The sequence below is a fragment of the Pseudoalteromonas sp. BZA4 genome (assembly GCF_040104395.1).
Lineage (GTDB): Bacteria > Pseudomonadota > Gammaproteobacteria > Enterobacterales > Alteromonadaceae > Pseudoalteromonas.
Map to the genome: position 1 here is coordinate 31342 of NZ_JBECOT010000026.1, position 24857 is coordinate 56198.

At 43.0% G+C, this 24857-nt stretch carries 22 protein-coding genes; 15 read left to right on the forward strand and 7 right to left on the reverse strand.

The genetic code is table 11. The features are described from left to right. Window positions 1-2 precede the first annotated feature (2 nt). From ABMY41_RS12170 to ABMY41_RS12180, 3 genes are read left to right on the forward strand one after another with little or no spacing between them, the layout of a single operon-like run. On the forward strand, window positions 3-881 hold the full coding sequence (locus ABMY41_RS12170; protein WP_251604055.1) for an acyltransferase: 879 nt from the start codon (window positions 3-5) through the stop codon (window positions 879-881). 28 nt (window positions 882-909) lie between these two features. Beyond that, entirely contained in the window at window positions 910-1833 is a 924-nt protein-coding gene (locus ABMY41_RS12175) for an acetyltransferase (protein ID WP_175082991.1), read from the forward strand. Continuing rightward, window positions 1830-3080, forward strand: a complete 1251-nt coding sequence (locus ABMY41_RS12180; RefSeq protein WP_349274807.1) for a mechanosensitive ion channel domain-containing protein — start codon at window positions 1830-1832, stop codon at window positions 3078-3080. The genes ABMY41_RS12175 and ABMY41_RS12180 overlap by 4 nt, the downstream gene beginning before the upstream one ends. Here the strand turns inward: ABMY41_RS12180 and chrA are convergent. Further along, entirely contained in the window at window positions 3077-4213 is a 1137-nt protein-coding gene (gene chrA / locus ABMY41_RS12185; RefSeq protein ID WP_349274809.1) for a chromate efflux transporter, read from the reverse strand. The two genes, ABMY41_RS12180 and chrA, sit on opposite strands and share 4 nt — an antisense overlap. Window positions 4214-4246: 33 nt before the next feature. Here chrA and ABMY41_RS12190 point away from each other — a divergent pair, with 33 nt between their 5' ends. Next, complete coding sequence (locus tag ABMY41_RS12190; RefSeq protein WP_349274811.1) at window positions 4247-5116, forward strand: transporter substrate-binding domain-containing protein; 870 nt, start codon at window positions 4247-4249, stop codon at window positions 5114-5116. Between the two features lie 80 nt (window positions 5117-5196). Beyond that, on the forward strand, window positions 5197-5829 hold the full coding sequence (locus ABMY41_RS12195; RefSeq protein WP_054562840.1) for an OmpA family protein: 633 nt from the start codon (window positions 5197-5199) through the stop codon (window positions 5827-5829). A gap of 61 nt (window positions 5830-5890) precedes the next feature. Here the strand turns inward: ABMY41_RS12195 and ABMY41_RS12200 are convergent, their stop codons facing one another. Beyond that, window positions 5891-7663: an ABC transporter transmembrane domain-containing protein gene (locus ABMY41_RS12200; protein WP_349274813.1), complete on the reverse strand. Its 1773-nt coding sequence runs from the start codon at window positions 7661-7663 to the stop codon at window positions 5891-5893. 77 nt (window positions 7664-7740) lie between these two features. Between ABMY41_RS12200 and ABMY41_RS12205 the strand changes: the two genes are divergently transcribed. From ABMY41_RS12205 to ABMY41_RS12230, 6 genes are all read left to right on the forward strand, one after another. Continuing rightward, on the forward strand, window positions 7741-8145 hold the full coding sequence (locus tag ABMY41_RS12205; protein WP_175082987.1) for a DUF3224 domain-containing protein: 405 nt from the start codon (window positions 7741-7743) through the stop codon (window positions 8143-8145). 1 nt (window position 8146) lies between these two features. After that, window positions 8147-8326, forward strand: a complete 180-nt coding sequence (locus ABMY41_RS12210; RefSeq protein WP_054554414.1) for a DUF4177 domain-containing protein — start codon at window positions 8147-8149, stop codon at window positions 8324-8326. Then, window positions 8326-8943, forward strand: a complete 618-nt coding sequence (locus ABMY41_RS12215) for a LysE family translocator (protein WP_175082986.1) — start codon at window positions 8326-8328, stop codon at window positions 8941-8943. Before ABMY41_RS12210 ends, ABMY41_RS12215 begins: the two co-directional genes overlap by 1 nt. 187 nt (window positions 8944-9130) lie before the next feature. Next, window positions 9131-12025 (forward strand): TonB-dependent receptor, encoded by a 2895-nt coding sequence (locus ABMY41_RS12220; RefSeq protein ID WP_349274816.1) that lies wholly within the window; start codon window positions 9131-9133, stop codon window positions 12023-12025. 22 nt (window positions 12026-12047) lie between these two features. Then, the gene (locus tag ABMY41_RS12225; RefSeq protein WP_349274818.1) at window positions 12048-16352 is read left to right on the forward strand and encodes an alpha-1,6-glucosidase domain-containing protein; all 4305 of its coding nucleotides are present in this window, start codon (window positions 12048-12050) and stop codon (window positions 16350-16352) included. 99 nt (window positions 16353-16451) lie between these two features. Further along, a complete protein-coding gene (locus ABMY41_RS12230; RefSeq protein WP_289096861.1) occupies window positions 16452-16994 on the forward strand; it encodes a PH domain-containing protein in 543 nt (180 codons plus the stop codon). Here ABMY41_RS12230 and ABMY41_RS12235 read toward each other — a convergent pair. Further along, window positions 16991-17335 carry a rhodanese-like domain-containing protein gene (locus tag ABMY41_RS12235; RefSeq protein ID WP_054562833.1) on the reverse strand — a complete coding sequence of 115 codons (345 nt, stop codon included), beginning with the start codon at window positions 17333-17335 and terminating at the stop codon, window positions 16991-16993. The two genes, ABMY41_RS12230 and ABMY41_RS12235, sit on opposite strands and share 4 nt — an antisense overlap. A gap of 1 nt (window position 17336) precedes the next feature. Then, the gene (locus tag ABMY41_RS12240) at window positions 17337-17525 is read right to left on the reverse strand and encodes a DUF2892 domain-containing protein (RefSeq protein WP_054562832.1); all 189 of its coding nucleotides are present in this window, start codon (window positions 17523-17525) and stop codon (window positions 17337-17339) included. A 133-nt stretch (window positions 17526-17658) separates the two neighbouring features. On the opposite strand from ABMY41_RS12240, the gene ABMY41_RS12245 reads away from it, so the two are divergent. The 3 genes from ABMY41_RS12245 to ABMY41_RS12255 are packed head-to-tail and all read left to right on the forward strand — an operon-like array spanning window position 17659 to window position 22307. Beyond that, window positions 17659-17961: a metalloregulator ArsR/SmtB family transcription factor gene (locus ABMY41_RS12245; protein WP_062564815.1), complete on the forward strand. Its 303-nt coding sequence runs from the start codon at window positions 17659-17661 to the stop codon at window positions 17959-17961. A gap of 7 nt (window positions 17962-17968) precedes the next feature. Then, entirely contained in the window at window positions 17969-21256 is a 3288-nt protein-coding gene (locus ABMY41_RS12250; protein ID WP_349274820.1) for an efflux RND transporter permease subunit, read from the forward strand. Continuing rightward, window positions 21246-22307 (forward strand): efflux RND transporter periplasmic adaptor subunit, encoded by a 1062-nt coding sequence (locus ABMY41_RS12255; protein WP_349274822.1) that lies wholly within the window; start codon window positions 21246-21248, stop codon window positions 22305-22307. The genes ABMY41_RS12250 and ABMY41_RS12255 overlap by 11 nt, the downstream gene beginning before the upstream one ends. Here ABMY41_RS12255 and ABMY41_RS12260 read toward each other — a convergent pair. From ABMY41_RS12260 to ABMY41_RS12270, 3 genes are read right to left on the reverse strand one after another with little or no spacing between them, the layout of a single operon-like run. Next, the gene (locus ABMY41_RS12260) at window positions 22300-22977 is read right to left on the reverse strand and encodes a nitroreductase family protein (RefSeq protein ID WP_055198623.1); all 678 of its coding nucleotides are present in this window, start codon (window positions 22975-22977) and stop codon (window positions 22300-22302) included. The genes ABMY41_RS12255 and ABMY41_RS12260 overlap by 8 nt on opposite strands. 29 nt (window positions 22978-23006) lie before the next feature. Next, the gene (locus tag ABMY41_RS12265; protein WP_349274824.1) at window positions 23007-23381 is read right to left on the reverse strand and encodes a DUF5329 domain-containing protein; all 375 of its coding nucleotides are present in this window, start codon (window positions 23379-23381) and stop codon (window positions 23007-23009) included. Further along, on the reverse strand, window positions 23378-24232 hold the full coding sequence (locus ABMY41_RS12270; protein WP_289096858.1) for an endonuclease/exonuclease/phosphatase family protein: 855 nt from the start codon (window positions 24230-24232) through the stop codon (window positions 23378-23380). The genes ABMY41_RS12265 and ABMY41_RS12270 overlap by 4 nt, the downstream gene beginning before the upstream one ends. A gap of 175 nt (window positions 24233-24407) precedes the next feature. Between ABMY41_RS12270 and ABMY41_RS12275 the strand changes: the two genes are divergently transcribed. Then, window positions 24408-24722 (forward strand): Bor family protein, encoded by a 315-nt coding sequence (locus ABMY41_RS12275; RefSeq protein WP_289096857.1) that lies wholly within the window; start codon window positions 24408-24410, stop codon window positions 24720-24722. The last annotated feature ends 135 nt before the right edge of the window (window positions 24723-24857 follow it).

The window sequence follows — 24857 nt, forward strand, 5'->3', positions numbered from 1 at the left end:
TAATGTCCATGATCCGTTGTGTGTTCAGTTTTATATTTTACACCCTCAATACACTTTTTTGGTTTGTGCCCATCTTTATTTGTGGCGTGATTAAACTGATCCCAATTAAGCCTCTACAAAAAGCAATGAGTTGGATAGCTAAGCAATGCGCCACTATGTGGGTGAGTTGCAACAGCATCAACCAAAACATATTTGCTTCATATAAGCTAAACGTGACAGGTCTTGAGCAACTAAAAGCGAAAGACTGGTACTTGGTGATCGCAAATCATCAAAGCTGGGTAGATATCGTTGTAATGCAACGCGTGTTTAATCGCCGCATACCGTTTTTAAACTTTTTCTTGAAAAAAGAGCTAATCTACGTTCCTTTTTTAGGCCTGGCTTGGTGGGCATTGGATTTCCCATTTATGACTCGCACGAGTAAAGCTCAGTTAAAGAAAAACCCTAAATTGCGTGGTAAAGACTTAGAAACCACGCGCAAAGCCTGTGAAAAATTCAAAGAAATGCCAGTAAGTATCGTTAACTTTGTTGAAGGTACGCGTTTTACACCGCAAAAGCACTCGCGCCAAAATAGTCCTTTTGAGCACTTATTAAAGCCAAAAGCGGGTGGTGTTGCGTTTGTTATGCAAGCAATGGGTGAGCAAATTTCCAAAGTGGTCAATGTCACTATTCATTACCCTGGTGGTATTCCTAGCTTTGTAGATTTTGCCAGTGGTCGTGTAAAAGAAGTCGAAGTGCGAGTAGAAGTGATGGAAGTAAGCTCTAATTTAATCGGTGATTACACCGGTGATGCTGAGTTTAGGGTTAACTTTCAAGCTGAATTAAACCGCATTTGGAATGAAAAAAACCAGCAGCTAGCCGAGTTAGAAGCAAAATCGCAGTAGTATTGCTAACGCAGTCGAGAGCACACTTATGTTAAAGAAATTTTTACCAAATTGGTTAACAGGCGTTCTAGTTAGCATTGTCTTGTTTGCTAATGTAATCATTTGGGGCACGCTTGTGCTGCTCTTTGGTGTGCTTAAATTATTACTGCCATTTAAAGTGGTTAGCGATATTCTTCATGCGGCTTATCGCGGTTGGTGTAAAGGTAACCGCTTAGCTTTGTGGTTAGGTTGCCCTACAATAGATGTTGATATTAAAGGCAAAGTCAGTACAGATGGTTGGTACTTACTTATCTCTAATCATATGAGTTGGCTAGATATTGTTGTTCTAAGTGCGATTGATGTTTTACCTGCGCCAAAATTCTTTTTAAAAGATGAGCTGAAGTATGTGCCATTCATTGGCACCGGTGCGTGGGCGATGGGCATGCCTTTTATGAAACGTGTTAGCAAAGCGCAGCTGGCAAAAAATCCTAAGCTGAAAGGTCTCGATGTTGAACGTACCAAGCGCAGTTGCCGCGACTTTCGTAATCACCCGACAACCATTATCAACTTTGTTGAAGGTACGCGCTTTACATGCCAAAAACACAAAAAGCAAAATAGTCCGTTTACTTATCTTTTAAAACCTAAAGCGGGCGGTATTGCATTTGCCCTTGAGGTGTTAGGCGAACAGTTTGATGCATTATTAAATACCTCGATTATTTACCAAGGCGAGGGTGATCATATTTGCCGTAACCTGATGCGTGGCCGCCTTAATGTGATCAAAGTTGAAATGCACGTACAAGCAATTAGCGCAGAGATGATTGGTGATTATCAGCATGACCGTGCATTTAGAACGGCTTTTCAACAACATATTAATGAGTTATGGTTGCAAAAAGACGCTCAGCTACTAACTTATCATCAAGCCCAACAAGCTGAGTACCTTGCCAACATCAATAAAGAGGTTGAAGCACCATGAAGCAAACTCACCTGCAAGAGCTGGTGATGCCTTGGTTTGAATCAATGCCAGATGCGGCGCTGTTAAGTGCATTAACGGCTACAGCGATTGGCGTTGGCTCATTACTATTAATTTATATGTTTACTCGTCGACTGCTGCTGCCGGGTATTCAAAAGGTTGTTACACGCCTGTCTCCAGAGCGCATTGGTGCGCTTACTCCAATGCTCAATAAACTGAATCGTCGTTTTGCGGGTATATTGTGCTGCGTACTGTATTTGGCAACCTTTGATTATGTTTACCCAGTTCATGATGTTGCAGCGTTGGTTTTGAAAACCGTAGGCCAAGTTGCATTGATCATTTATGGTGGCTTCATTTTAAGTAGTGTCGTGAGCATTGCTGGTGGCATTTATAACCAACTTGATTTTGCCCGCGATATTCCGATTCAGGGTTTGATCCAAGTTGTAAAACTTATCACTTTTATGGTTTGCGCCATTCTCATTGTGAGCATTTTGCTAGAGAAGTCGCCAACTTATATTTTGTCTGGCTTTGGTGCGATAGCGGCGGTGACCTTACTCGTATTTAAAGATACCATTTTGGGATTTGTCGCCAGTATTCAAATTGCAGCTAACCGATTAGTGACTTATGGTGATTGGATCCAAGTGGATAGCTATGGCGCGGATGGCGAGGTTATCGACCTTGGCTTAAATACGGTAAAAGTACGTAACTGGGATAACACTATCACAACCATTCCAACCTATATGCTGGTTGCTGGGTCATTTAAAAACTGGCGTGGTATGCAAGAGTCGGGTGGTCGTCGTATCAAGCGTGCTTTAAACATTGATATGAACAGTATTCGTTTGGTTGATGATGCGTTTCGAGAGCAAATTGATGCTGCTATTCCACTTAACGACTATATTCGTGTTTCAAGCTTGCCCGATCCGGTGACAAACCTTGGTTTGTTCCGTCGTTATGCTGAAGGTTACTTAAAACAACACGAAAAAATTAATCGTGATTTGACCTTAATGGTGCGTGAGCTACAACCGATGAATCACGGCTTACCTATTGAGTTTTACTGCTTTAGTGAAGATAAGCGCTGGATTTCATACGAGCACTTGCAAGCAGAGATTATGGATCATCTACTTGCTGTGCTACCAATCTTTGGACTCAGACCATATCAAAGTGTTACTGGGCAGTTAAGTACAAGCGAAGCTCAAACAGGGCTAAAACCAAGTATCAAGGTCGCTAACCCTGTGCGCGGAAAAACTTAAAACTGACTAACTAGCACGCTCAGTGCAATAAAGCTTAACAATAGCCACCAAATAGGTGGCTTTGCCATTCTTAGCCACGTAAATGCCGCAATGACTAAAGCTACTTGCCACAGGTTTTGCACTGCCGATTGCCAAATAGGTGAATAAAGAGCGGCAGCTAAAAAACCCACAACAGCGGCATTTAGCCCTGCAATACTACCCGCAAAGCGAGGCTTATCAGCTAGTTGTAGCCAGCTTTTCATAAAGGCTAACATCAATAAAAAGCCCGGTAAGAAAATCATGATGGTCGCGACAATGGCACCTAAAAGTGGTGTATTTGGCGACACTTGTGCGCCTAAGTATGTGGCGATAGTGAACATCGGTCCAGGTATGGCCTGAGCACTGGCATAAGCTGATAAAAACTGCTCGGTTTCAAGGCTCGGCACGCCAGCTTGTAAAATGGGTAACACAACGTGGCCGCCACCAAAGACCATAGCGCCAGTTTGGTAAAATGGGGCAAACAAAGAAAACCCTTCGCCTAAAGGCAAAAAGCTAATCAGTAACAAGACGGTAAATAAACAAAGCGGTAACCAAGCAATTTTCACAGGTTTATGTTCTTGGTTCTCTGGCAGTTTAAGCTGAGGATAAAACCAACCTATGGCTGCAGCTGCAATCAGTACTAAAATTTGACTTGATAGCTGTGAGAATACAATCAGTGCAATCGTGCTCAATACCGCGATTAGCTTATGTAAGTGGCTTTTGCAAAAGCTCATTGCCATACTGTAGGTCGCATCGGCAACAATCACCACAGCAAAGAGTTTAAGCCCGGCAATTACCGCAAAGTAAATATCACCAAACTGGTGAGCACTAAGAGCCAAAAAAAACATAATTAAAAATGAGGGCAGGGTAAAGCCAACAAATGCACACAGGCCTCCCAGTACTCCTCCTTTTTCAACCCCCATAGCAAAGCTAACTTGGCTTGAACCAGGGCCTGGTAATGCTTGGCTTAGGCTTATCAATTGCGCATAGCGCTCAGCAGTGAGCCATTTTAAATTATCAACAAAGTGGCGCTTAAAATAACCAAGGTGTGCCGCAGGACCGCCAAAGCTCATACAGCCTAATAAAAAGAATTGTTTAAAGATGATAAATAACATTACTGTTGCCGTTACAGGATGATTGTTTCTATTATGACAAAATTGTATGACATTTTTGTGGTTTTTATGACACAAGGCCGTCTACAATATAGAGAACGAGTGAACGTAGTTATGAGTATCACTATGAAACGCTATATTATCAGTTTATTGTTATTACTATGCAGCAGCTTTGCATTTGCAACCTCTTTTGACAAAGTTGTGGTGGCTGTTGATCATGCGCCTCCTTATGGCATGGTCTCTGAAGATGGTAGAGTCAGTGGCGCAATAGTGGATATTATGCGTGAAATACAGCGTACCTTGCCAATTAAGCTTGAGTATGTCGCTTGCCCGTTTTCTCGTTGTTTAAAAATGCTTGAGCAAAATGAACTAGATGTGATGGGCGGGCTTATTCGCACAGAAGAGCGCGAGCAAAAAATGCAGTTTCTTACTCCACCATACATGATGCTGTCATCTTCTTTTGTGTTTTATGCCAGAGCTGATAGCGAGCTTAAAATAAACAATTATCAAGACCTAGTCGGTAAGCGTATTGCGGTAATGCGAGGCGCTGCGCACTTCCCTCGTTTCGATAATGATAAAACGCTCACCAAAGTCGAAGCATTAAGCGAACATAATGCGTTTGATATGTTATTAAAGAGCCGCGTTGAGCTGGTAATTGCTGTTGAAACCACAGCTGATCATGCCTCAGTGTTTTTGCAGCGACCTTCGCAAGATATCGTAAAAATGCCTTATCGCTATAAAGATGTTATTTATGGTCACATTGCCCTTAGTAAGCAGTTTGCAAGCTCGGGTTTAGCCGAAAAAATTCAAGACCGCCTCAATACGTTAGTCCTCAATGGCCGTTTAACAGAATTGGTCAAAAGTTATAACTTACCTCCGGTTAGTGCTGTAGCAATCGATAAGTAACCCTTTCTTCATCGTTTGTTCATAGATGTTCATTCATAATTGTTAACAATTCAATTTGAATAATTGCCATGGAGAGACACATGACTTTTACAAAATCAGTTTTAACAGTGGGCGTATTAGCCGTTCTATTAACAGGTTGTGAGACAACGAATACAGGTAAAGGCGCTGCGATTGGTGCTGCTACAGGTGCAGTACTAGGTAAAGCAACTGGCGACCACGACGATAAACGTATTTTCATTGGTGCGGCTATTGGTGCATTAGCAGGTGCAGCCGTTGGCGATTATATGGATAAGCAAGAAGAAGCATTTCGCGATGAGCTAGCAGGATCAGGTGTTGAAGTGGTTCGTGAAGGCGACAATATTCGTCTAGTGATGCCATCAAATATTACTTTTGCAACTGACCAATCTTATATTTCGTCTGGCTTTCATAGCACCTTAGATGCGATTGCTAAAGTAATGAATAAATACGAAAAAACCTACTTAAGCGTTGAAGGTCATACCGACAGCACAGGTAAAGATAGCTACAATATGACGTTATCGCAACAACGTGCGCAAAGCGTAAAAGATTACTTAGTTAATCATCAGATTATGTCTGCACGCATCAGCACACGAGGTTATGGCGAAACACGTCCTGTGGCGAGCAATGACTCAGCAAATGGCCGAGCTTTAAACCGCCGCGTAGAAATTCAGATCGTACCGAATACACAAGGTTAGATTTTATATCTAGATTTGTGGTCAGGTTTGATATGCCCTTTCAAACCTGACATTTCCCTTCTTAATCTCGATTAAACTGTAATTCGCACAATTGTTTATACAATGGGTTAGTCTCAAACAATTGCTGATGCGTACCCGTTGCAATAATTTCTCCTTTATCCATCACGACAATCACATCGGCGTGTTTAACTGTGGCTAAACGATGGGCAATAATCAGTGTTGTTCTGTCTTTCATTAGATGCTCAAGGGCAGCTTGTACATGAAACTCACTTTGTGCGTCGAGTGCACTGGTTGCTTCATCAAGCAATAAAATGGCAGGGTCTTTTAATATTGCGCGCGCTAGTACTATACGTTGTTTTTGCCCACCTGAGAGCCTAACACCTTGCTCCCCTAAAAAGCTGTGGTAACCATCTGGTAGTTGCTTAATAAACTCATCGGCATGGGCATATTTAGCCGCAGCATATACTTGCTCGTCGCTGGCGCTTGGGTTGCCATAACGTATGTTATGCATCACATCTGAGCTAAATAAAATAGGGTTTTGTGCCACCATCCCCATTTGCTGGCGTAAGCAATCTAGAGAGAGTGCTTTAATGTCTATTCCTGCCAGCGAAATACTCCCAGAGCTTGGGTCGTAAAAGCGCTGCAGTAACTCAAACAACGTTGTTTTACCAGCCCCTGATGGGCCAACGATGGCAACAGTTTGCCCTTGTTTTACTTGTAAATTAAGCGCATTTAAAGCGGCTTTATCTGGCCTTGAAGGGTAATGAAAAGATACATCATTAAACTGAATAGCAGGGTGATTAAGCTTGTTTTCCTCAAGTTGTGCATCATAATTTGTATCTGGACTTTTGATCATGCTTTCAACGGCAAGTAGCTCTAACAACCGTGCTGCTGCACCTGCTGCTCTTTGCAACTCACCGTACACTTCGGCAACGGTTGCTACAGACATCGCCACCATAATCGCATAGAACACGAAAGCACCTAGCTCACCACCAGTCATGGTGCCAGCTAATACGTCGCTGCCGCCAACCCAAAGCATCACGCTAATAGCACTAAAGGTCAGAAATATAACCGCTGCAATCAAAAGCGAGCGCTGTTTGATTCGGCTCTTCGCTACTTGAAACGCTTTGTTGGTTTCTTCGCTAAATGCTGCTTTTTCACGCTCTTCGTGACTATAACTTTGCACGACTTTGATATTTTGAATGATCTCACCAGCATAGGTGCTGATATCGGCAATGGCATCTTGGCTTGAGCTTGCCAGTTTTCTTACTTTTCGACCAAAAATCATCATTGGCAGTAATACCACTGGCACGCAGGCAACAACGACAAGGGTTAGCTTTAGGTTGGTGATAAGTAGCATAGCCAAGCCACCAATCAGCATTAGGCTACTGCGTAATGCCATCGAAAAAGAGGAACCAATGATAGATTGCAACAAGGTGGTGTCGGTGGTCAGTCGCGACATTAGCTCGCCGCTGCGGTTTTCTTCAAAGTAGCTTGGGTGTAATGTAACGATACGAGCAAACACGGCTTTACGGATATCGTTACTGACTCGCTCACCAATCCACGACATCAAATAAAAGCGACAAAAAGTACCTACCGCTAATAAGCTAATCAAACCAATCAGCACCATCACCGCTTGCTGAAGCTGAGCTTGCGAGCCTGCAATAAAGCCATGGTCGATAACAAATTTAACACCTTGTCCGAGTGATAAGTTAACACCGGCCGTAAGCAACAAGGCGCCAAGGGCTGCAAACACCACCCATTTATAGGGTTTTATAAAAGCTAAAATCGGTAACAGGCTACTAAATGCGGCCTTTTCTTTGTTGTTAGGCATGCTAGATTCTTGTTGGTGAATAGGGTATAGATATGGTTATCAATGCTCTAAAATTCAACAGTTATTAAGGGATTAGTATGGAATCTACAACGATCAGTGGTCAATTCACCGTAAAATTAAACCCAATTGGTGGCTATGCCACAGGTAAAAATGGCGTAAATTTAGGACGCATGTCGATTGATAAACAGTTTTCAGGTCCATTAGAGGCAACAAGCCAAGGCGAAATGCTCAGTGCCATGACTGCAACTCAGGGCAGTGCAGGTTATGTAGCGATTGAACAGGTCGTCGGTAGCTTAGAAGGTAAGCAAGGCAGTTTTGTGCTGCAACATTTTGGCACTATGGATAAGGGGACTGATCGATTGATTTTAGAAGTGGTGCCTGACTCTGGCGCAGGAGAGCTTGAAGGTCTCTGTGGTAAAATGGCAATTCGAATTGAATCGGGTATTCATCATTATGACTTTGAATACCAACTGATGGACTAACATGCAAAAAGTAGTTGAGTTTAAAAAGAAGCGCTTTTTCGGCGGCATCGATATTGATGCATTAAATCAACGGGTGTTTGAATTAGGTCAAGCTGGCTGGCAAGTGAAAACAATCACCACTGCCACTGGGGTTTATGGTCAGATAACATCCGTTTTATTACTAATTGAGAATAACGAATAATGACACTAACTGAGTGGTTGAGTTTAGTTTTAATTTGCGTGATGGGGGCAATGTCGCCGGGGCCGAGTTTAGCAGTGGTTTTAAAACATAGTTTACATGGCGGTATGAAGAACGGCATGTTAGCGGCGTTGAGCCACGGTATTGGGGTTGGCTTTTATGCATGTGCCTCGTTACTAGGCTTAGGTGCGCTGATGACTCAGTTACCAATGCTTTATCAAGTACTGGTCTATGGTGGTGCAGCCTATCTCGCATATTTGGGTATTCGTATTCTGTTATCTAAACCCAGCTCGCAAACACTGAATGTTGAGCAGACTAAGCCGAGCCCTCGCATCGCACTGCAAGATGGCTTTGCTATTGCCTTTTTAAACCCAAAACTTGCGGTGTTCTTTTTAGCGTTGTTTTCGCAATTTATTGACCCAGAAAACCTGACTTTGCAAGTTGGTTTAATCATGTGTTTAACGGTATTTGTGCTTGATACAGGCTGGTATCTACTTGTTGCACTGTTAACCGAAATATCAAAAAAGCGTTTTGGTTTCACCAAGACAAATCCATGGCTCGAAAAATTGCTAGGGGTGATCTTTATTGCCTTAGCTGTTCGTGTCGTTATTACTCTATAAATCCCTCTATATTGCGATTACATCACTAATAAAAAAGGGTTGTGATCGCTGCTCTCCCCAGCAAGCTCCTATTGCATACGTATTCATCACACAATATTTACCTTTTGGTTACACTTTATTGGTTGTTTTTTGACAACAACAATAACCACAAATACAACACCTCCAACGACAACAGGGTGGAAATCCAATGGGGAAATTCAAGCTAAGTGCGCTTATGCTGGCTTTAGTGGCAGCAAATAGTGCAATAGCGGCGACGGAAGAAGAACGCACATCAGCAAAGGAAATCGATCCTGAGCTAGAAGTAATCGAAGTGCGCGGCTTTAGTCGCAGCTTAATTCAATCATTAAATCAAAAACGCTTTAGCGACACTGTCTCTGAGCAACTATCAGCTGATGACTTAGGGGCATTACCTGATGTGTCTATGGCAGATGCATTAACACGTCTACCGGGGATCTCGGCGGTACGTACCGGTGGCCAAGCTGCCGAAATCAACATTCGCGGTTTATCTGGTGGATTTGTTTTTTCGACATTAAATGGTCGAGAGCAAGTATCTACTAGTGGTAGTCGCAGTATTGAGTTTGACCAGTACCCGTCTGAGTTAATCAGTTCCGCGGCGGTCTACAAGTCGCCAAAAGCCTCACTTATTGAAGGGGGCGTAGCTGGGACGGTAGAGCTACAAACAGCCAGCCCATTGGACAATGACCAGCAACACAAATTTACTGCGAATGTGCGTGGTATGTATAACGACCGTGCTTCAGAGGTATTTGATGCCACGGAGTATGGCGATCGTATTAGCTTTTCTTACCAAGGTAAGTTTCTTGACGATACGCTAGGTGTCGCAGTCGGTTACGCGCGCTTATTCCAACCAAGTGTGGCGACTCAGTTTATTGGTTTAGCATATAACGGTAATAAAGACGTTGATGGGCTAGCAAATGATACCGATGGCCCTGCTGATAATCCTGCTAATGAATACATTAGTGAAGGGTTTGAGCTTCAGCACTTAGGTGGGGAAGAAACCCGTAATGGTTATTTAACCTCAATTGAATGGGTGCCAACCGATAACTTTAAACTAAAAGGTGATGCGTTTTTATCACGTTTTGATAGCGAATCATTTGCCCGTGGTTTTCGGGTTAAGTTTGGTGGTCCGTCTGCGGTGTATGCTAACCCAGTGCTTGACGGTAATGCGGTGATTGGTGGTGCAATTAACCGCACATCAAATAGCTTTACCCGTGTTGAAATCGTTAATGATGATAACCAAGACTTTGATGAAGTAGACAGCTATGGCATTAATGCCGATTGGCAAGTTACTGAGCGTTTAAACGTCAATGCTGACGTGTCGCTTTCACGTGCTAAGAGTAATTTCCGCAATGGTTTACTTTGGGCATTGGTAGCAGAAGATGCCACTGTTGAAAACCCTGTGTTCGATACCAATGTATCGCTTAACTATCAATTGAACGGCTTAAACTTGCCTGATGTAGGTTTTAACCAAGCCGACGCATTTAGCGATATTGACCGAGTTATGGTCAGTAAATACGGTATTTACCCGTATGAAAATGAAGATGAAGTCAAAGCGTTCCGACTCGATTTTAAATATGAGTTAGAGAATAACTGGTTTAGCTCCATTGAATTTGGCGCTCGTTATTCAGACCGTGAGTACAGCAATAATCGCTCTGTTTTTGAATACGGTAACGATGGGGCATTTTCTTCGACTCAACCACCGCTTCGTCTTACCGATGACATGACCACCGTGGTTGATTGGCAAGGTGAGTTTAGTTATTTCCCATCATACCTAGCGATCGATTTAGATAAAGCACTCAACGCATGGTTTCCTGATGGGACTCCGCAGCCAGTACAGACCTGGGGTAACGCCGATGGTGTTGTGGATTTAGATGGTGATGGTGAGCCAGATGCGCAAGGCTATACCACTAACTACTCATGGACCATGTTACAAAGTGGCTCAGTGTATGAAGAAGTAGTGTCAGCCTATCTTATGCTTAACATTGATACCGAAATCGGCTCTCTACCCGTTACAGGTAATATTGGTATTCGCCGAGTAGATACTGATCAATCAGCGACGGTACTCGAAAACGTCGGTGGCGATCCGCAGCTCGGAGCGCAGTATATTGTCGATGACAATGGCATTGTTAACAACCTTTATGTACCAAGCGTGTTAGGCATTAAATACACTGACTACCTGCCTTCATTAAATTTGAACTTTAAAGTCAGTGACGCGACACAAATTCGTTTTGCTGCGGCAAAAGTGATGGCGCGCGCTCCGATTAACCGTTTAGCGGGTGATGCCAGTGCATCGGTTAACAATGACGGCGAAATTAACGGTTCAAGTACTAATAACCCATTCTTAAAACCTTTCTATGCTGATCAATACGATATCTCCTACGAGCAATACTTTGAAGACACCGATGGTGCACTGGTTGTGGCTGCGTTTTATAAGAATATCGACTCATTCATAGATACGGTAGCCATAGAGAACTTTGACTTTAAAGGTAATGGTTTTAACGTACCAGAATACATTGTTGACCCTGTCAGCGGTGAGCAAATCGAAACCACGAATGGGGTGTACACAACTGCGGTTAACAATGCCAAAGGCGGTTATATTCGCGGTATTGAGCTTGCCTATACGCAAGTTTTCTCTTTCTTACCCTCGCCGTTTGAAGGTTTAGGTATTAACGCCAGTTACTCGTATACCGAGAGTGAGGTGCAATCTATTACCGATTTAGGTGGTGATTCTGTGTCGCAAGACTTGCCTGGCCTTTCAAACAATGTCTTTAACGGCACACTTTTTTACAGCTATGAAAACTTTGAAACACGTTTGAATGTGCGTTATCGCGATGATTTCGTTTCAGAGCAAGTTGCTGTCAATGAGCAAGTGGTGAATTTTGATGCAGAAACGGTTGTCGATTTCCAAACGTCGTATCAGTTCACAGATTCATTCGGCATGTTATTACAAGTGAATAACTTAACCGATGAACCAACACAAAGCTACTTTGGAACAACCAGTAAAACAGGCACCACGCAATTTTTTGGTCGTCAGTTTTATCTAGGTTTTACCTATAACCATTGATCAGTAAGCTGGAGATAATAATATGAAAATAATAGCTAATTTAAACCGCTTACTGATTGCATGTAGCATGGTATTGCTAACTGCATGTGGTGGTGGCGCAAGTAACGATATAGATTCTGGGCAAGTTTTATTGACCTGTAGTGTCCCGCAAGTTCCCAATGAAGCAGGGACTGAGTGTATAGATCCACCACCAATTAGTTGTAAAGGCAATTCCGTACCAGATGAAAATAATGAGAGCTGCGTAGTAGGCGCTGATCCCACTTTGCCTGATCCTGTGGTTTTCCCTGCAGACGACGAAGCCATCTTATTCTATAACCGCACAGATAAAATCTATGAAGGATACCGTTTACACTCATGGAATAACGATGACTGTGATGCTTACGCTGCACCGTTTGATGCAACTGATTGGGCAAATGGTCATGAATACGATGGTGTTGACCCTAACTACGGCGCGTATTGGATTGTAAAACTAAAAGAGGGTTACAACGAGTGTGCTAACTTCATTGTGCATATTGGAACCGAAGGGTCCGGCAAAGCGTTTGGTGATGTTGACTTAAAAATGCCATTGATGCAGGACGATGAAAAGTTTCAACGTATGAACTTTACTTTTCATGGTGAACCGTCTGTTTTTGAATTCCCAATTTTGAGTTTAGGAGTGAGTCTTTCAGGTGCCTCAGCACATTGGCTTGACCTCTCAACATTTGTCTATAATCCAAGTAATGAACTGACTAGTATCATTAAATTACACTCATCAAACAATGCAGATTTAGCAATAGATGAAGACACCGAAGAGCTAAATGGTCAAGTGGTTGAGCTTACATCGACATCTTTAAGCGATGAGCAAATCGCTAAAGTGCCGCACCTTGCTGGATGGAATGCATACAGAGGTAACTGGGATGCTGCGGCTGCAAAAGAGCTTATTAAACAACAACTGGTTGTGGCAGGCTATGACGCTGATGGCAAGCTAACAGAAGCCACTTATGTGCAAGCCGCTAAAGCCCTCGATGACTTATACACCAGTGGCGAAAATGATGCTAATGAAGCACGACTAGGTGTACATTACGCCAATAATGGCATTGATGTGTCGGTATGGGCGCCGACTGCAAGCAATATGAAATTAGCGCTGTATGATGCTGATAAAACAGAGCTTGAACAACTTGCTATGACCTTTGATAGCACAACGGGTATTTGGTCTAGCAATGTCGATATTAGTCACGATCGCCATTACTACCGCTTTATGTTTGATGTTTATCACCCAGCGACTAAGCAAATTGAAAGCTTATGGAGCACAGATCCTTATTCATTAAACGTTTCGACCAATGGTTTATATAGCCAATTGATTAACCTTGATGATGAAGATACTAAACCAACCGGCTGGGATGAGCGTATGGTGCCAACGGTTGATTACCCAGAGCAAGCGGTTATTTACGAAGGTCATGTACGTGATTTTAGTGTGCGTGATGAAACTGTCAGTGAAGCAAACCGTGGTAAGTATCTTGCGTTTACTGAGCTTGATAGCGCACCAATGCAACATCTTAAAAAGCTAGCAGATAATGGCTTAACTCATTTCCATTTACTGCCACTGACTGATATCGGCACCATAGATGAAGATGCTAGTCAGCGTGTTGATATTACTGCAACCTTAGGTGATTTATGTACCCGCATTGACGATGATGCCGATGCATGTAAAACCGAAGATAAGAGTGCATTGATAGTTGATTTAATGGCGTCTTACCTGCCTGGTTCTGATGATGCTCAAGCACTCGCAAATGCTATGCGTGGTGTTGATAGCTTTAATTGGGGTTATGATCCGCATCATTTTATTGCGCCTGAAGGCTCTTACGCTTCATCGCCTGAAGGTATTGCACGAGTTAAAGAAACGCGTGCGATGATCCAGTCTTTACAAGAAATTGGTTTACGTGTCGTGCTTGATGTTGTTTACAACCACACGACCTCATCAGGTGTTTGGGATAAATCTGTGTTTGATAAACTCGTACCTGGTTATTACCACAGATATCACGAAACAACAGGCGTAATGGAACGCTCAACATGTTGTGAGAATACTGCAACAGAACATGTCATGATGGATAAGTTCGTTACGGACTCTATGGTGATATTAGCCCGCGACTTTGGTTACGATAGCTTCCGCTTTGATGTGATGGGGCATATGCCAAAAGCCTCAATTATGGCAGCGCTTAATGCAGTGCAAGCAGTTGATCCTGATACCTACTTCTACGGTGAAGGATGGAACTTTGATGAAGTCGCAGATAACCGTTTATTTGTGCAAGCTAAACAAATGGATATGGCTGGCACTGAAGTAGGTACCTTTAATGACCGTATTCGTGAAGCAATTCGTGGTGGTGCATTCTTTAGCAATAATGCCACAGATGGCAATTTATCTGAGCAAGATACGTTGCGTTTATCACTGGCAGGTAACTTACAAAACTACATTCTTAAAGACTTCAAAGGTAATTCAGCAAAAGGCAGCAGCTTTAGTTGGGGTGGTCAGCCAGCAGCTTATGCACTCGACCCAGCTGATAGCATTAACTATGTCTCTAAGCATGATAACGAAACACTATGGGATCAGCTGCAATATAAGCATGGTACTAACTTAAGTATTGAAGAGCGTGTGCGTGTTCACAATATGGCTTTAGCTATGCCGCTGATGAGCCAAGGTATTCCATTTATGCAAATGGGTGCTGATATGCTGCGTTCTAAATCAATGGATCGTAACAGCTATGATTCTGGTGATTGGTTCAACTTTGTTGATTTCAGTATGGATACCAATAACTGGAATGTAGGCCTACCTCCTGCGCAAGATAACCAAGCGAAGTGGGGCGAAATTGCACCTATTTCAGCAAATCCTAACGCACAAGCGATGGCAAGCGATATTGAGTACGCAAGTAATGTATTTACTGAATTCTTAGCAATTCGTAGTGCCAGCCCACTATTTAGTTTAACCACAGAGCAAGACATTTTAGACCGCGTTGGCTTCCACAATATTGGTAAGCGTCAACAGCAAGGTTTAGTGGTGATGAGTATCGATGATGGTGTTGGGTTGACTGACCTAGATAGCCAATACGATGCCATTGTGGTGGTGATGAACGGTACGGAGCAAAGCTTATCACATACGGTATCAACGGCTGCGGGTTTTGAGCTTCACCCTGTTTTAAAAGCGAGTGTTGACTCAAGTATGTCAGCAGCAAGTTTTATGGCTGGTGAAGGCGAAGGTACCTTTAATGTTCCGCCATATACTGTTGCTGTGTTTGTGAAACCACAAGGTGATGCACAAGGTGAAGGCTTAAGTGCCGATGCGACTGTGGGTGCGCCAGATATTGTGCCATTTGGTAGCACAACAGTTTATGTTCGTGGCTCGTTAAATGACTGGGGTACGACAAATAGCTTTGAATATGTAGGTAATGGCGAGTACAAAATTGCGATTCCTCTAACAGCAGGTAGCTATGAATTTAAAGTGGCTTCTGAAGATTGGTCTACTGTTGATTTTGGCGCGCTTTCTGCCGATGTTGCTGAAGTGATCGAAGGCGAAGATGAGTTGCTAACACGCAGTGGCGCTAATATGACCTTTACGGCGGCAATGGATGCTGTTTATGTGTTCTCATTCGATGCCACAGACACCGATAACCCAGTACTTAAGATCTATAATGAAGAGCCATTTGTTGGCACGCCAATTTATGTACGCGGTGACTTCAATAGTTGGGATACCAGTGATGAGTTAATGTACCAAGGCAAAGGTGTTTATACTTTCACTAAACAATTAACTGCAGGTAGCTATAGCTTTAAGTTTGCTTCAAGTGATTGGAATACAGTCGATTATGGCTCAGGTGAAAGTAGTGCAGCAGTAACTGTAGGTACAGAAAAATTACTCGCAGTAAAAGGTTCAAACATGACCATTGATATTGCCAGCGATGGTCAATATCAGTTTGTGTTTGATGCTAGTAACCTTGAAGAGCCACTCATGACCGTATTTAATGCAGAAATGTTTGGGGACACTCAAGTCTATTTGCGAGGCAGCATGAATAATTGGGATCCAGTGGATCCGTTAATTTATACTGGCGATGCTTTATATAGTACGACACTGGCACTTGAAGTGGGAGAATATGGATTCAAAGTCGCTTCAAGCGACTGGAACACCATAAATTATGGCGGTAGTGGTGATTCACCCATCGCTATTATTGGTGAAGCGACCTTATTAGAAGCCGTTGGTGGCGATATCACCTTGAGTATTGCTGTAGCGGGGGATTATCGTTTTACAGTGCAAGGACCTGATCTGAGTAAATTAACAGTGACGGTTGAAGCAGTAGAATAGCTTTCCCTGAAGTACCCTTAAGCCGGGCTTTTGCTCGGCTTTTTTTGTATTTAATGAAAAGTTTGTATATTGTCATAACTCTCTATCAAGGAGCCTAAGATGACAGAAACCAGTTTAACGAGTGCCAGCTTTGATCCAAAAGTAAAACAGTATTGGTTATTACTGGGTATTTTTACCTGTGTGATTAGTATGGTAGGTATCCCTTTCATTCCCATTGTTGCGTTAATAATCTGGCTGGTGGCAGGGCGTATTTTAGCGGCGATGTCAGCCACGTTGCTAACGCGTAAGTTAGTGGTAAAACGCGGTGTATTCTTTAAAGAAGAAAAATCGATCCCACTTGAAAAAATAACCGATGTGGCACTTAGCCAAGGCCCTTTGATGCGTCAATTTGGTCTTTATCGACTGAGTTTTGAAACGGCAGGTCAATCAGGGCAAGGTGCATTGGTATCATTACTCGGAGTGGTTGATGCTGAGAAGTTTCGCGAGGCAATCTTGAAACAAAAAGATGAAATGACTCAAAGCAGCAGTGCAAAACATGAGCATCAACCTGAAGATACTCAGTTAGAACTGCTGCGTTCACTTACCTACAGCGTAAAAAACATTGAGCAAATGTTAGTTACGCTATTAGATGAAAAGCGTTAAAACACCTGACAAATTTGTTCGGCATTACAGGTGATTACAGTGACATTTTCGTAACCAACACGAGTCAGAGCTTCGGCACTGAGTGTGGCGCGGGCACTACTTGCGCAGTGTAAGTAAATGGGTCTTGCAGGATCTTTTTCAATTTCCATTAATTTCATTTCAAGTACACCACGTGGGATATTAATTGCACCAGTTGCTGCTTTAGTTGCGTGTTCAGCAGGTTCTCGTACGTCTATTAATAAACCGTGGTTTTCGCTTAATTCTTGTTTTGCTTGGTCAGCGCTAATACGGCGCTGGTTTGGGGCAATAATTTTCATTAAGTCAGGAATTGGGGTCAGCATACTAATCCTCCATGCCAAGTTTGCGTAAAATGGTGATCATTGGGCACCACTTAGTGAATGCCGATTGAATTAAGTTTAGAGCAATAAATACCGTAAACCAAATCCACAGCGGACTGTGAAATTGTTGTAGCAACAATGAAATACAGATCATTACACCAGCAATTAAGCGAAGCGCGTCATTTAGTTTCATAATAAGACCTCGATAACAGAGTGATGTATTTAATATATTAGATAATACTACATTAGTAAATTCTAATATTAGACTTTTCTAATATATCAATCTATACTTTAGCGGTATTTTAAGAATATAGAGTAGTGTGATTATGAACATCGATTTTGCGGCTATGGCCGACAATGTGGAACAAGCAGAGCAAATGCTAAAGATATTGGCGAATAAAAATCGTTTGATGATCTTATGTTCGCTGCAAGATGGTGAAATGAGCGTGAGCGAATTAAACGAAGCTGTGCCATTGGCGCAGTCAGCATTATCGCAACACTTAGCGGCGCTGAGAAAAGTTCAGATAGTTGCTACTCGACGTGAAAGCCAAACTATCTATTATCGCGTGGTCGATAAAAGTGTTATGGCAATCCTTGAAACCCTTCATGGTTTATTTTGCAAAAGGTAGTTAAGCAATGAATGCTATCGATAATGCAGTAAAAAACAGCTTGAGCGGCCGCCTCCCTGTCATTATTTTTATTATGTCGGTGCTGCTTGGTTTAATGGCATTAAAGCAAACCCCTCGTGAAGAAGAGCCGCAAATTGTGGTTCCTATGCTTGATATATATGTGGCAGCACCAAACGTTGAAGCGCCAGAAGTAGCAAGGCTGGTAACTGAACCTTTGGAGAAGTTATTGGCGCAGTTAACGGGCGTTGAGCATATTTACTCGACCACACAAAGTAATGCTGCTGTTGTTACTCTTCGCTTTGAAGTTGGTCACGACCGTGAGCAAGCCATCCTCGACACTTACGCTAAACTCTATAGCTATCAACACACGATGGCGTCAGTGATCAGCTCATGGCAAATACGTCCGGTTGAAGTGAACGACGTGCCAATAGTAATGCTGGGCTTATTTAGTAAAGATCCAAAACTTTACGATGATTATCAACTAACTCGCTTTGCCAACGAAATCGCTAACAGTTTACAGCGCATCGAAAATACCAGCGAAGTGAAAGTGATTGCAGGTAGAACTCGTCAATTAACGATTAACCTTGATGCAAGTGCCCTTGCTGCACATCAAACAACCCTAACTGATGTGTATTATGCGCTTAGCGTATCTAACCAATTAGTGAATGTGGGCAGCGTTGTTGAGGGTAAGCAGCAAATTGCCTTACAAGTGGGTGATGTTTTACGCTCTCAATCTGCGATTGAACGGCTTGTTGTCAATGTGGTTAATGGTAAGAGTGTTTACCTAAGTGATGTCGCCGAGGTGAGTGATGGGCCAAGCGAAGCACAAAGTTATCAATGGTTGGCTAAATCAGATAATCAGCAACAGCTTCCTTTAGTCACTATTAGTGTCGCTAAACAAGCAGGTACCAATGCGGTAGCTGTAGCCAATGAAGTGCACAGCATGATGGATAACTTATCGGCTAATCTACTACCAGATGAACTGGGCTACACCGTACTGCGTGACTATGGCCAAACCGCGAATGAAAAAGTAAATAACCTTACATCGAGCTTAGTATTTGCGGTATTTACCGTGGTTATTTTTGTTGGCGTATTTTTAGGTTGGCGACCAGCGATTGTTGTGGGGCTAGCGGTACCTATTTGCTACGGCATCACCCTGACACTTGATTTTGCCTTTGGCTATACGATTAACCGAGTCACGCTGTTTGCATTAATACTTTCTTTAGGTCTATTGGTTGATGATCCCATTACTGGGATAGACAACATAAGTCGCTTTTTAACAAAAAAAGGCGATAAAAAACAACGCATAGTTGATGCCATGAGCGAAATTCGTGTGGCGCTGTTTATGTCTACATTGACCATTATGGTGGCATTTATCCCACTTGCGTTTATCACCGGCATGATGGGGCCGTATATGGCACCGATGGCATTCAATGTGCCGGTCAGTGTGATGGTTTCAACCATAGTGGCATTTTTTGTTACGCCATGGTTAGCCATGAAATTACTTAAAGCGCCAGTCGATGACAGCATGCAACTAGAAGCTAATCCCCATAGCTTATACGAGCGCATATTGTCACCATTACTTGAGTCTAAAGGCCGCGCCAAACTCGTTCTATGGACCACATTAGCTTTGTTTGTCGCTAGTGCCATGCTACCCGTAATGCGTGCAGTACCTCTAAAGCTATTACCGTTTGATAATAAAAACGAGTTGCAAGTTTTAATTGATATGCCAGAAGGCACAAGCCTTGAGCAAACCGCCGCTTTCACTCGACAAGTACAAACCATCACTTGGCAATTAAATGAAGTAAGCGAGGCGGCAGCCTACGTTGGTCAGCCATCAAGCATGGACTTTAATGGCATGGTGCGTGGCTATTATCGACGTGAAGCTGCTAATTTAGCTGAGCTCAGAGTATTACTGCTCGATAAAACTGAGCGTGATCATCAATCTCATGGCGTGGTCATGCGCTTGCGAGCGGCATTAGCGCCACTGGCAACCGATGGCATTGTAATTAAAGTGGTTGAAGTGCCACCAGGTCCGCCGGTTTTAAGTACCTTAGTGGCCGAAGTTTACAGTGAGCCATTTGTTGATACAGACACTCACTATCAAGCAGCCCTTGCCGTTGCAGCAAGATTAAAGCAAGAGCCGCATGTGGTTGAGGTTGATACCAGTATTGCTGCCAATGCGCCGTTACAACGTTTTGTTACTGATAAAAGTAAAGCGTCATTGTCGGCGGTCTCTACGCAAGATATTGCCCAGACCTTAGCCATTGCCTCGCATGGGCAAAATGCTGGGGTGTTATATGTTAGCGGCGAAACAGATCCTGTCGATATTAAACTGCAACTACCATATCAAGACCGTAACCAATTTGCTCAATTGCTGGCATTACAAGTTCGTGGTGATAGGGAGCTTGCAAAAACCAGTGACGAATTTGGGCTGCAAAGTGCACCGCGTCCGCTGGTGGCGCTATCTGAGTTAGGTGAATTTCAGCATCAAGATGTTGCTAAGCCAATTATGCGTAAAGATCAGCGTAATGTTGTGTATGTTATGGCTGAGCTAAATGGCCGTACACCCGCTGAAATTATTGCTGACGTCAATGCCGACTTAGGCATCAGCGCTGACGAATTTAGCCAAACAGATTGGCAAAGTAGGCACTTTTTCAACAATGGTGGTAGCCAAGCTTGGCAATTACCTGCTGGCACTGACGTGACCTTTAGTGGTGAAGGTGAATGGCGAATTACCATTGATGTATTCAGAGATATGGGGATTGCCTTTGCGTTTGCGCTCACTGCAATTTTCATCATCTTACGCATTCAAACAAACTCTGCGAGTTTGTCACTGATCATCATGTCGGCTATTCCATTAACCGTAATAGGGATCATGCCGGGCTTTTGGCTATTAAATCAATTTGGAGAGCGCACTATTGCTGGTGCTCCAGAGCCGGTGCTATTCACCGCAACAGCCATGATTGGCATGATTGCACTTGCCGGTATTGTGGTTCGTAACTCACTTATTTTAGTTGAGTTTATTAATCAAGCTCGTGACCAAGGTATGGCAATTAAGCAAGCTTTAATCGCCGCAGGTACGGTGCGTATGCGCCCTGTGTTACTCACAGCGGGAACCACCTTATTAGGTAACTTGGTGATCACCCTAGATCCGGTATTCAGCGGTCTAGCAATCGCAATTATTTTTGGTATTGTGGCATCAACATTGTTCTCATTATTTGTTGTGCCGCTGGTTTATTATTTAGTGTTTGCAAAGGATGCAGCCAAAGAGGAACAAGCTCATGCAGGGTAAATCAAAACTTATTGGTTCAATTGTCGCGTTATCAGTGATTATTGTGGCGGTACTTTACATGGCAGGCAGTTTTTCTGATAAGCAAGCTGCAGGCATAAAAAACCCATCGGCAAATGATTACACTGGTCAGTTAGTGACAGTGACACTGGCAAATATTGCTCGTGATGAAGTTGTACCGGGCACCGTGATTGCAAAACAAAATACGCAAATCTCTTCTCGTGTAATGGCACAAGTTGAGCGTTTAAATGTACGCGCTGGCGATACTGTAAAACAAGGTGACGTGCTAATTACCTTGCAGCAAGATGACTTTAAAGCAGGGCTTGCTCAAAGCGAAGCACAAATAAATGCTATTAATGCATCGCTGACTCAAGCTGAGAAACAACTAAAGCGTATTAACGATTTATACAAGCAAGGCTTGGTATCTGTTAGCGAATACGACGATGCAAAAGCAAGGTTCGATAATTTAACGGCGAACCTTGCGATTGCTAAGCAGCAGCAAACACAAGCGCAAGTTGCATTGAGTTTTACGCAAATTAAAGCGCCGATTTCAGGTGTTGTGGTTGAACGTTTTGCTGAGCCTGGCGATACCGCAACTCCTGGCACGCCATTACTCGCACTGTATAACCCACAACAATTGCAATTAGCATTTAATGTCAGAGAACAACAGGCAATTAAGTTGAATGTTGGTCAAACTCTAACGGTTAAACTACCTGCTTTATCAACATCAATGCCTGCCACAGTGACAGAAATTGTGCCGGTTGCTGATAGTGCTGCGCGTAGTATGGAAATCCGTTTAGAAACAGATGCGCAAACTGGGTTAATGCCTGGTCTTTATGCACAATTAGAATTACCACTAGCCACTGAAAAAGGGGTGTTGATTGAGTCAAGCTGGGTGCATCAATATGGCCAATTGAGTATGGTCTATTTACTTGAAAATAATCAGATAGTGCGTCGCTATGTGCGCCTTGGCGAAATGCTCGATGGCAAGCAGCACATCGTTTCAGGTTTAAACCCAGGTGATGTGCTGGCTGTTGATTTTAAAACTAAATAAAGGTCGCTATTTCGTCTAGCGACTTTTTCACTAAGGCATGCTCAGGGATGGTTGCATCTGTGCCTGGGTAGCCTGCAATAAGTAGCATATAAGGGCGCTCATTATCTTTATCACGGCCACAAATTTCGGTTAAAAAGCTCATTGGTTTTGGTGTATGCGTAAGGGTTGCAAGGCCAGCTCGGTGTAGTGCTTGAATTAAAAAGCCGGTTGCTAGGCCAACAGATTCATGAACATAGTAATTGGTATTTTTGTCATCGGCAGAAATACCGCCTTTCTTTTGACTAAACACGGCAATTAGCCAAGGCGCATGCTCAAGGTAGGGCTTACTGGCATCTGTGCCAAGTGGTTTTAAGGCATCTAACCATTCTTCACCTGCGCGACCTTCATAAAATGAGCGCTCTAGTTTTTCAGCGGCTTCTCGAATTTGTTTTTTCACATCGCTGCTGTGTATTGCTACAAAGTGCCAAGGTTGATGATTGGCACCGCTCGGTGCAGTGCCAGCCGCTCTAATACAGGTTTCGATTATTTCTTTTGGCACTGGGCGGTCGCTAAAGCTGCGAATACTGTGGCGACGCTGACTCACGGCTAAAAACTCTTCGGCGCGTTTTAGCATCTCGTCATGAGGGTACTCAATAAAGTCATTGAGTGGCTGATTTTTGTGTTCTTGCATGGCTTTTCGCTTCTTGTGTGTTGATGATTTTAATTTTGAATATGTTGGTTTCGGCGGTACTCTTTTAATTCATTGCTCAACCAATCTTTTGCATTGAGTAACGACCCATTGCTGAGTCTTACTTTATAGGGCTTACCGCTCCATGAGCTTTTACTCGCTAGGTTTTCGATAAATTTTTCTGCAGTTTTTGCATAGCGGGTCGCTTTTCGATACTTCATAGCAAGGTGTTCGGCAGCATCTTTGCTTGAGTGCTCTGTGCCGTTGCGAATAAATACGGCATCGCTTTTAGCAACAAAATCAATGAGGTGATTTATCTCTTGTTCGGGTGTGGCTGCATCACTGAATTGGCTAATGCTCAATAATATTAACGCGATAAACCAATATCCTCTTATACATAATCTCATAGCGTTTGATGCTCTATCGTTAGGGTTGCAATAATTGGGTTATGATCTGAGCTTGCAAGCTCAGGTACTATGGTTGTCTCTATTTTGACACCGCGCACCCACACTTGGTCAAGTGCTAATCCAAATGCTTTGGTACGTTTATCATCTAAATAGATAGCTTCGTGCAAACCTAGCTGGGTCAATGTTTGCTGTAATAAGGCTTGGCGTTCATCACTCCAGGTATTGAGATCACCGGCAAATACGATTGGACCCTTATGCGTTCGGATAATAGCGGCGGCATCGTCTAGCTGTTGTTTAAAGTCACTAACGCCAATCGTAAAGTTAATGGCATGTAGGTTAATACTGAGTAATAACTGTTGTTCAGGCAGCGCATACTCCACAATATTGGTGGCTTTTGGGCTACGTAGCCAAGGCTCTTTATGGGTGAGTGTACAATGCACAGTAGCTGGCCAGCGGCTGAGTGTCATAACCCCTGATTGCACGCTGCCGCTCTTATACCCTTTAGCAAAGCGCCAGTAGGGTTTGAGCTTTGTAAACGAAGGTTCTTCGATAGCTTCTTGTAGTAACACAATATCAGCATCGGCATTTAGCTTTTGCAAATCTGTGAGTAAGCCATCTATTTGTGCTTTGTAGATATTCCAACTCAATAACTTGAACTGATAGGGCAAAATATAGTGTTCAGCGTAAGTTTGCATGCGGCTTTGCGCTAATTGCTGTTGGCAATTAGCAAGGTTCACAGCGGTTTTGGTTATACCTTGTTGCTCATCAGAGCTAGGATCGCTTGAAAAGCTATACCAAGACAGCACACTCAAACACACAAGTAATAAAAATATACGCAGATATGCCCTCATAATGACCTTTAGTTACTTTTCTCAAGAGTTAGTCGTCGATAGCCCCAGTTTAGTTCAAAGGCTAAATGTTAGAAACTGTAGTATTTCCTACAATTTCTATACGCTTTCTTACCCAAAATGAGTACTCATATTCTTATACTTACTGAGCTTAACAACTCAGACAAAGGAACTACTCATGAAACAAATGGCCAGTATGCTGCTTGCCTTATCGGTGACAGCGTGTTCATCAGTCACCATAGTGCCAGAAAAAACAACCAATAAATTAGCCACTAAAGCTGATTACCAAGATAGCCGCCCATTCTTTTTGTGGGGCCTTGTTGGTGAAGAGCGCGTTGATGTAAAGGCTATTTGCCAAGATAAAAAAGTTGCCCAAATGCAATCGCAACAAACATTCGCTGATGGCGCATTAGGACTCGTTACACTCGGAATTTATGCTCCTCACACAGTAAAAGTATGGTGTGAGCAACAAGCACAGGAGCAACAACTATGAAAAGCCTACTAGTACTCTTTCACATATATTTTGATCAGTTGCCCTTACTTAAATTCAGGTAACTGATCTTTTTCAATCAATAATTCAATACTCCTGCTTTTTCCAGTAACTGATGTTATAAATTTCTTCTTCTTA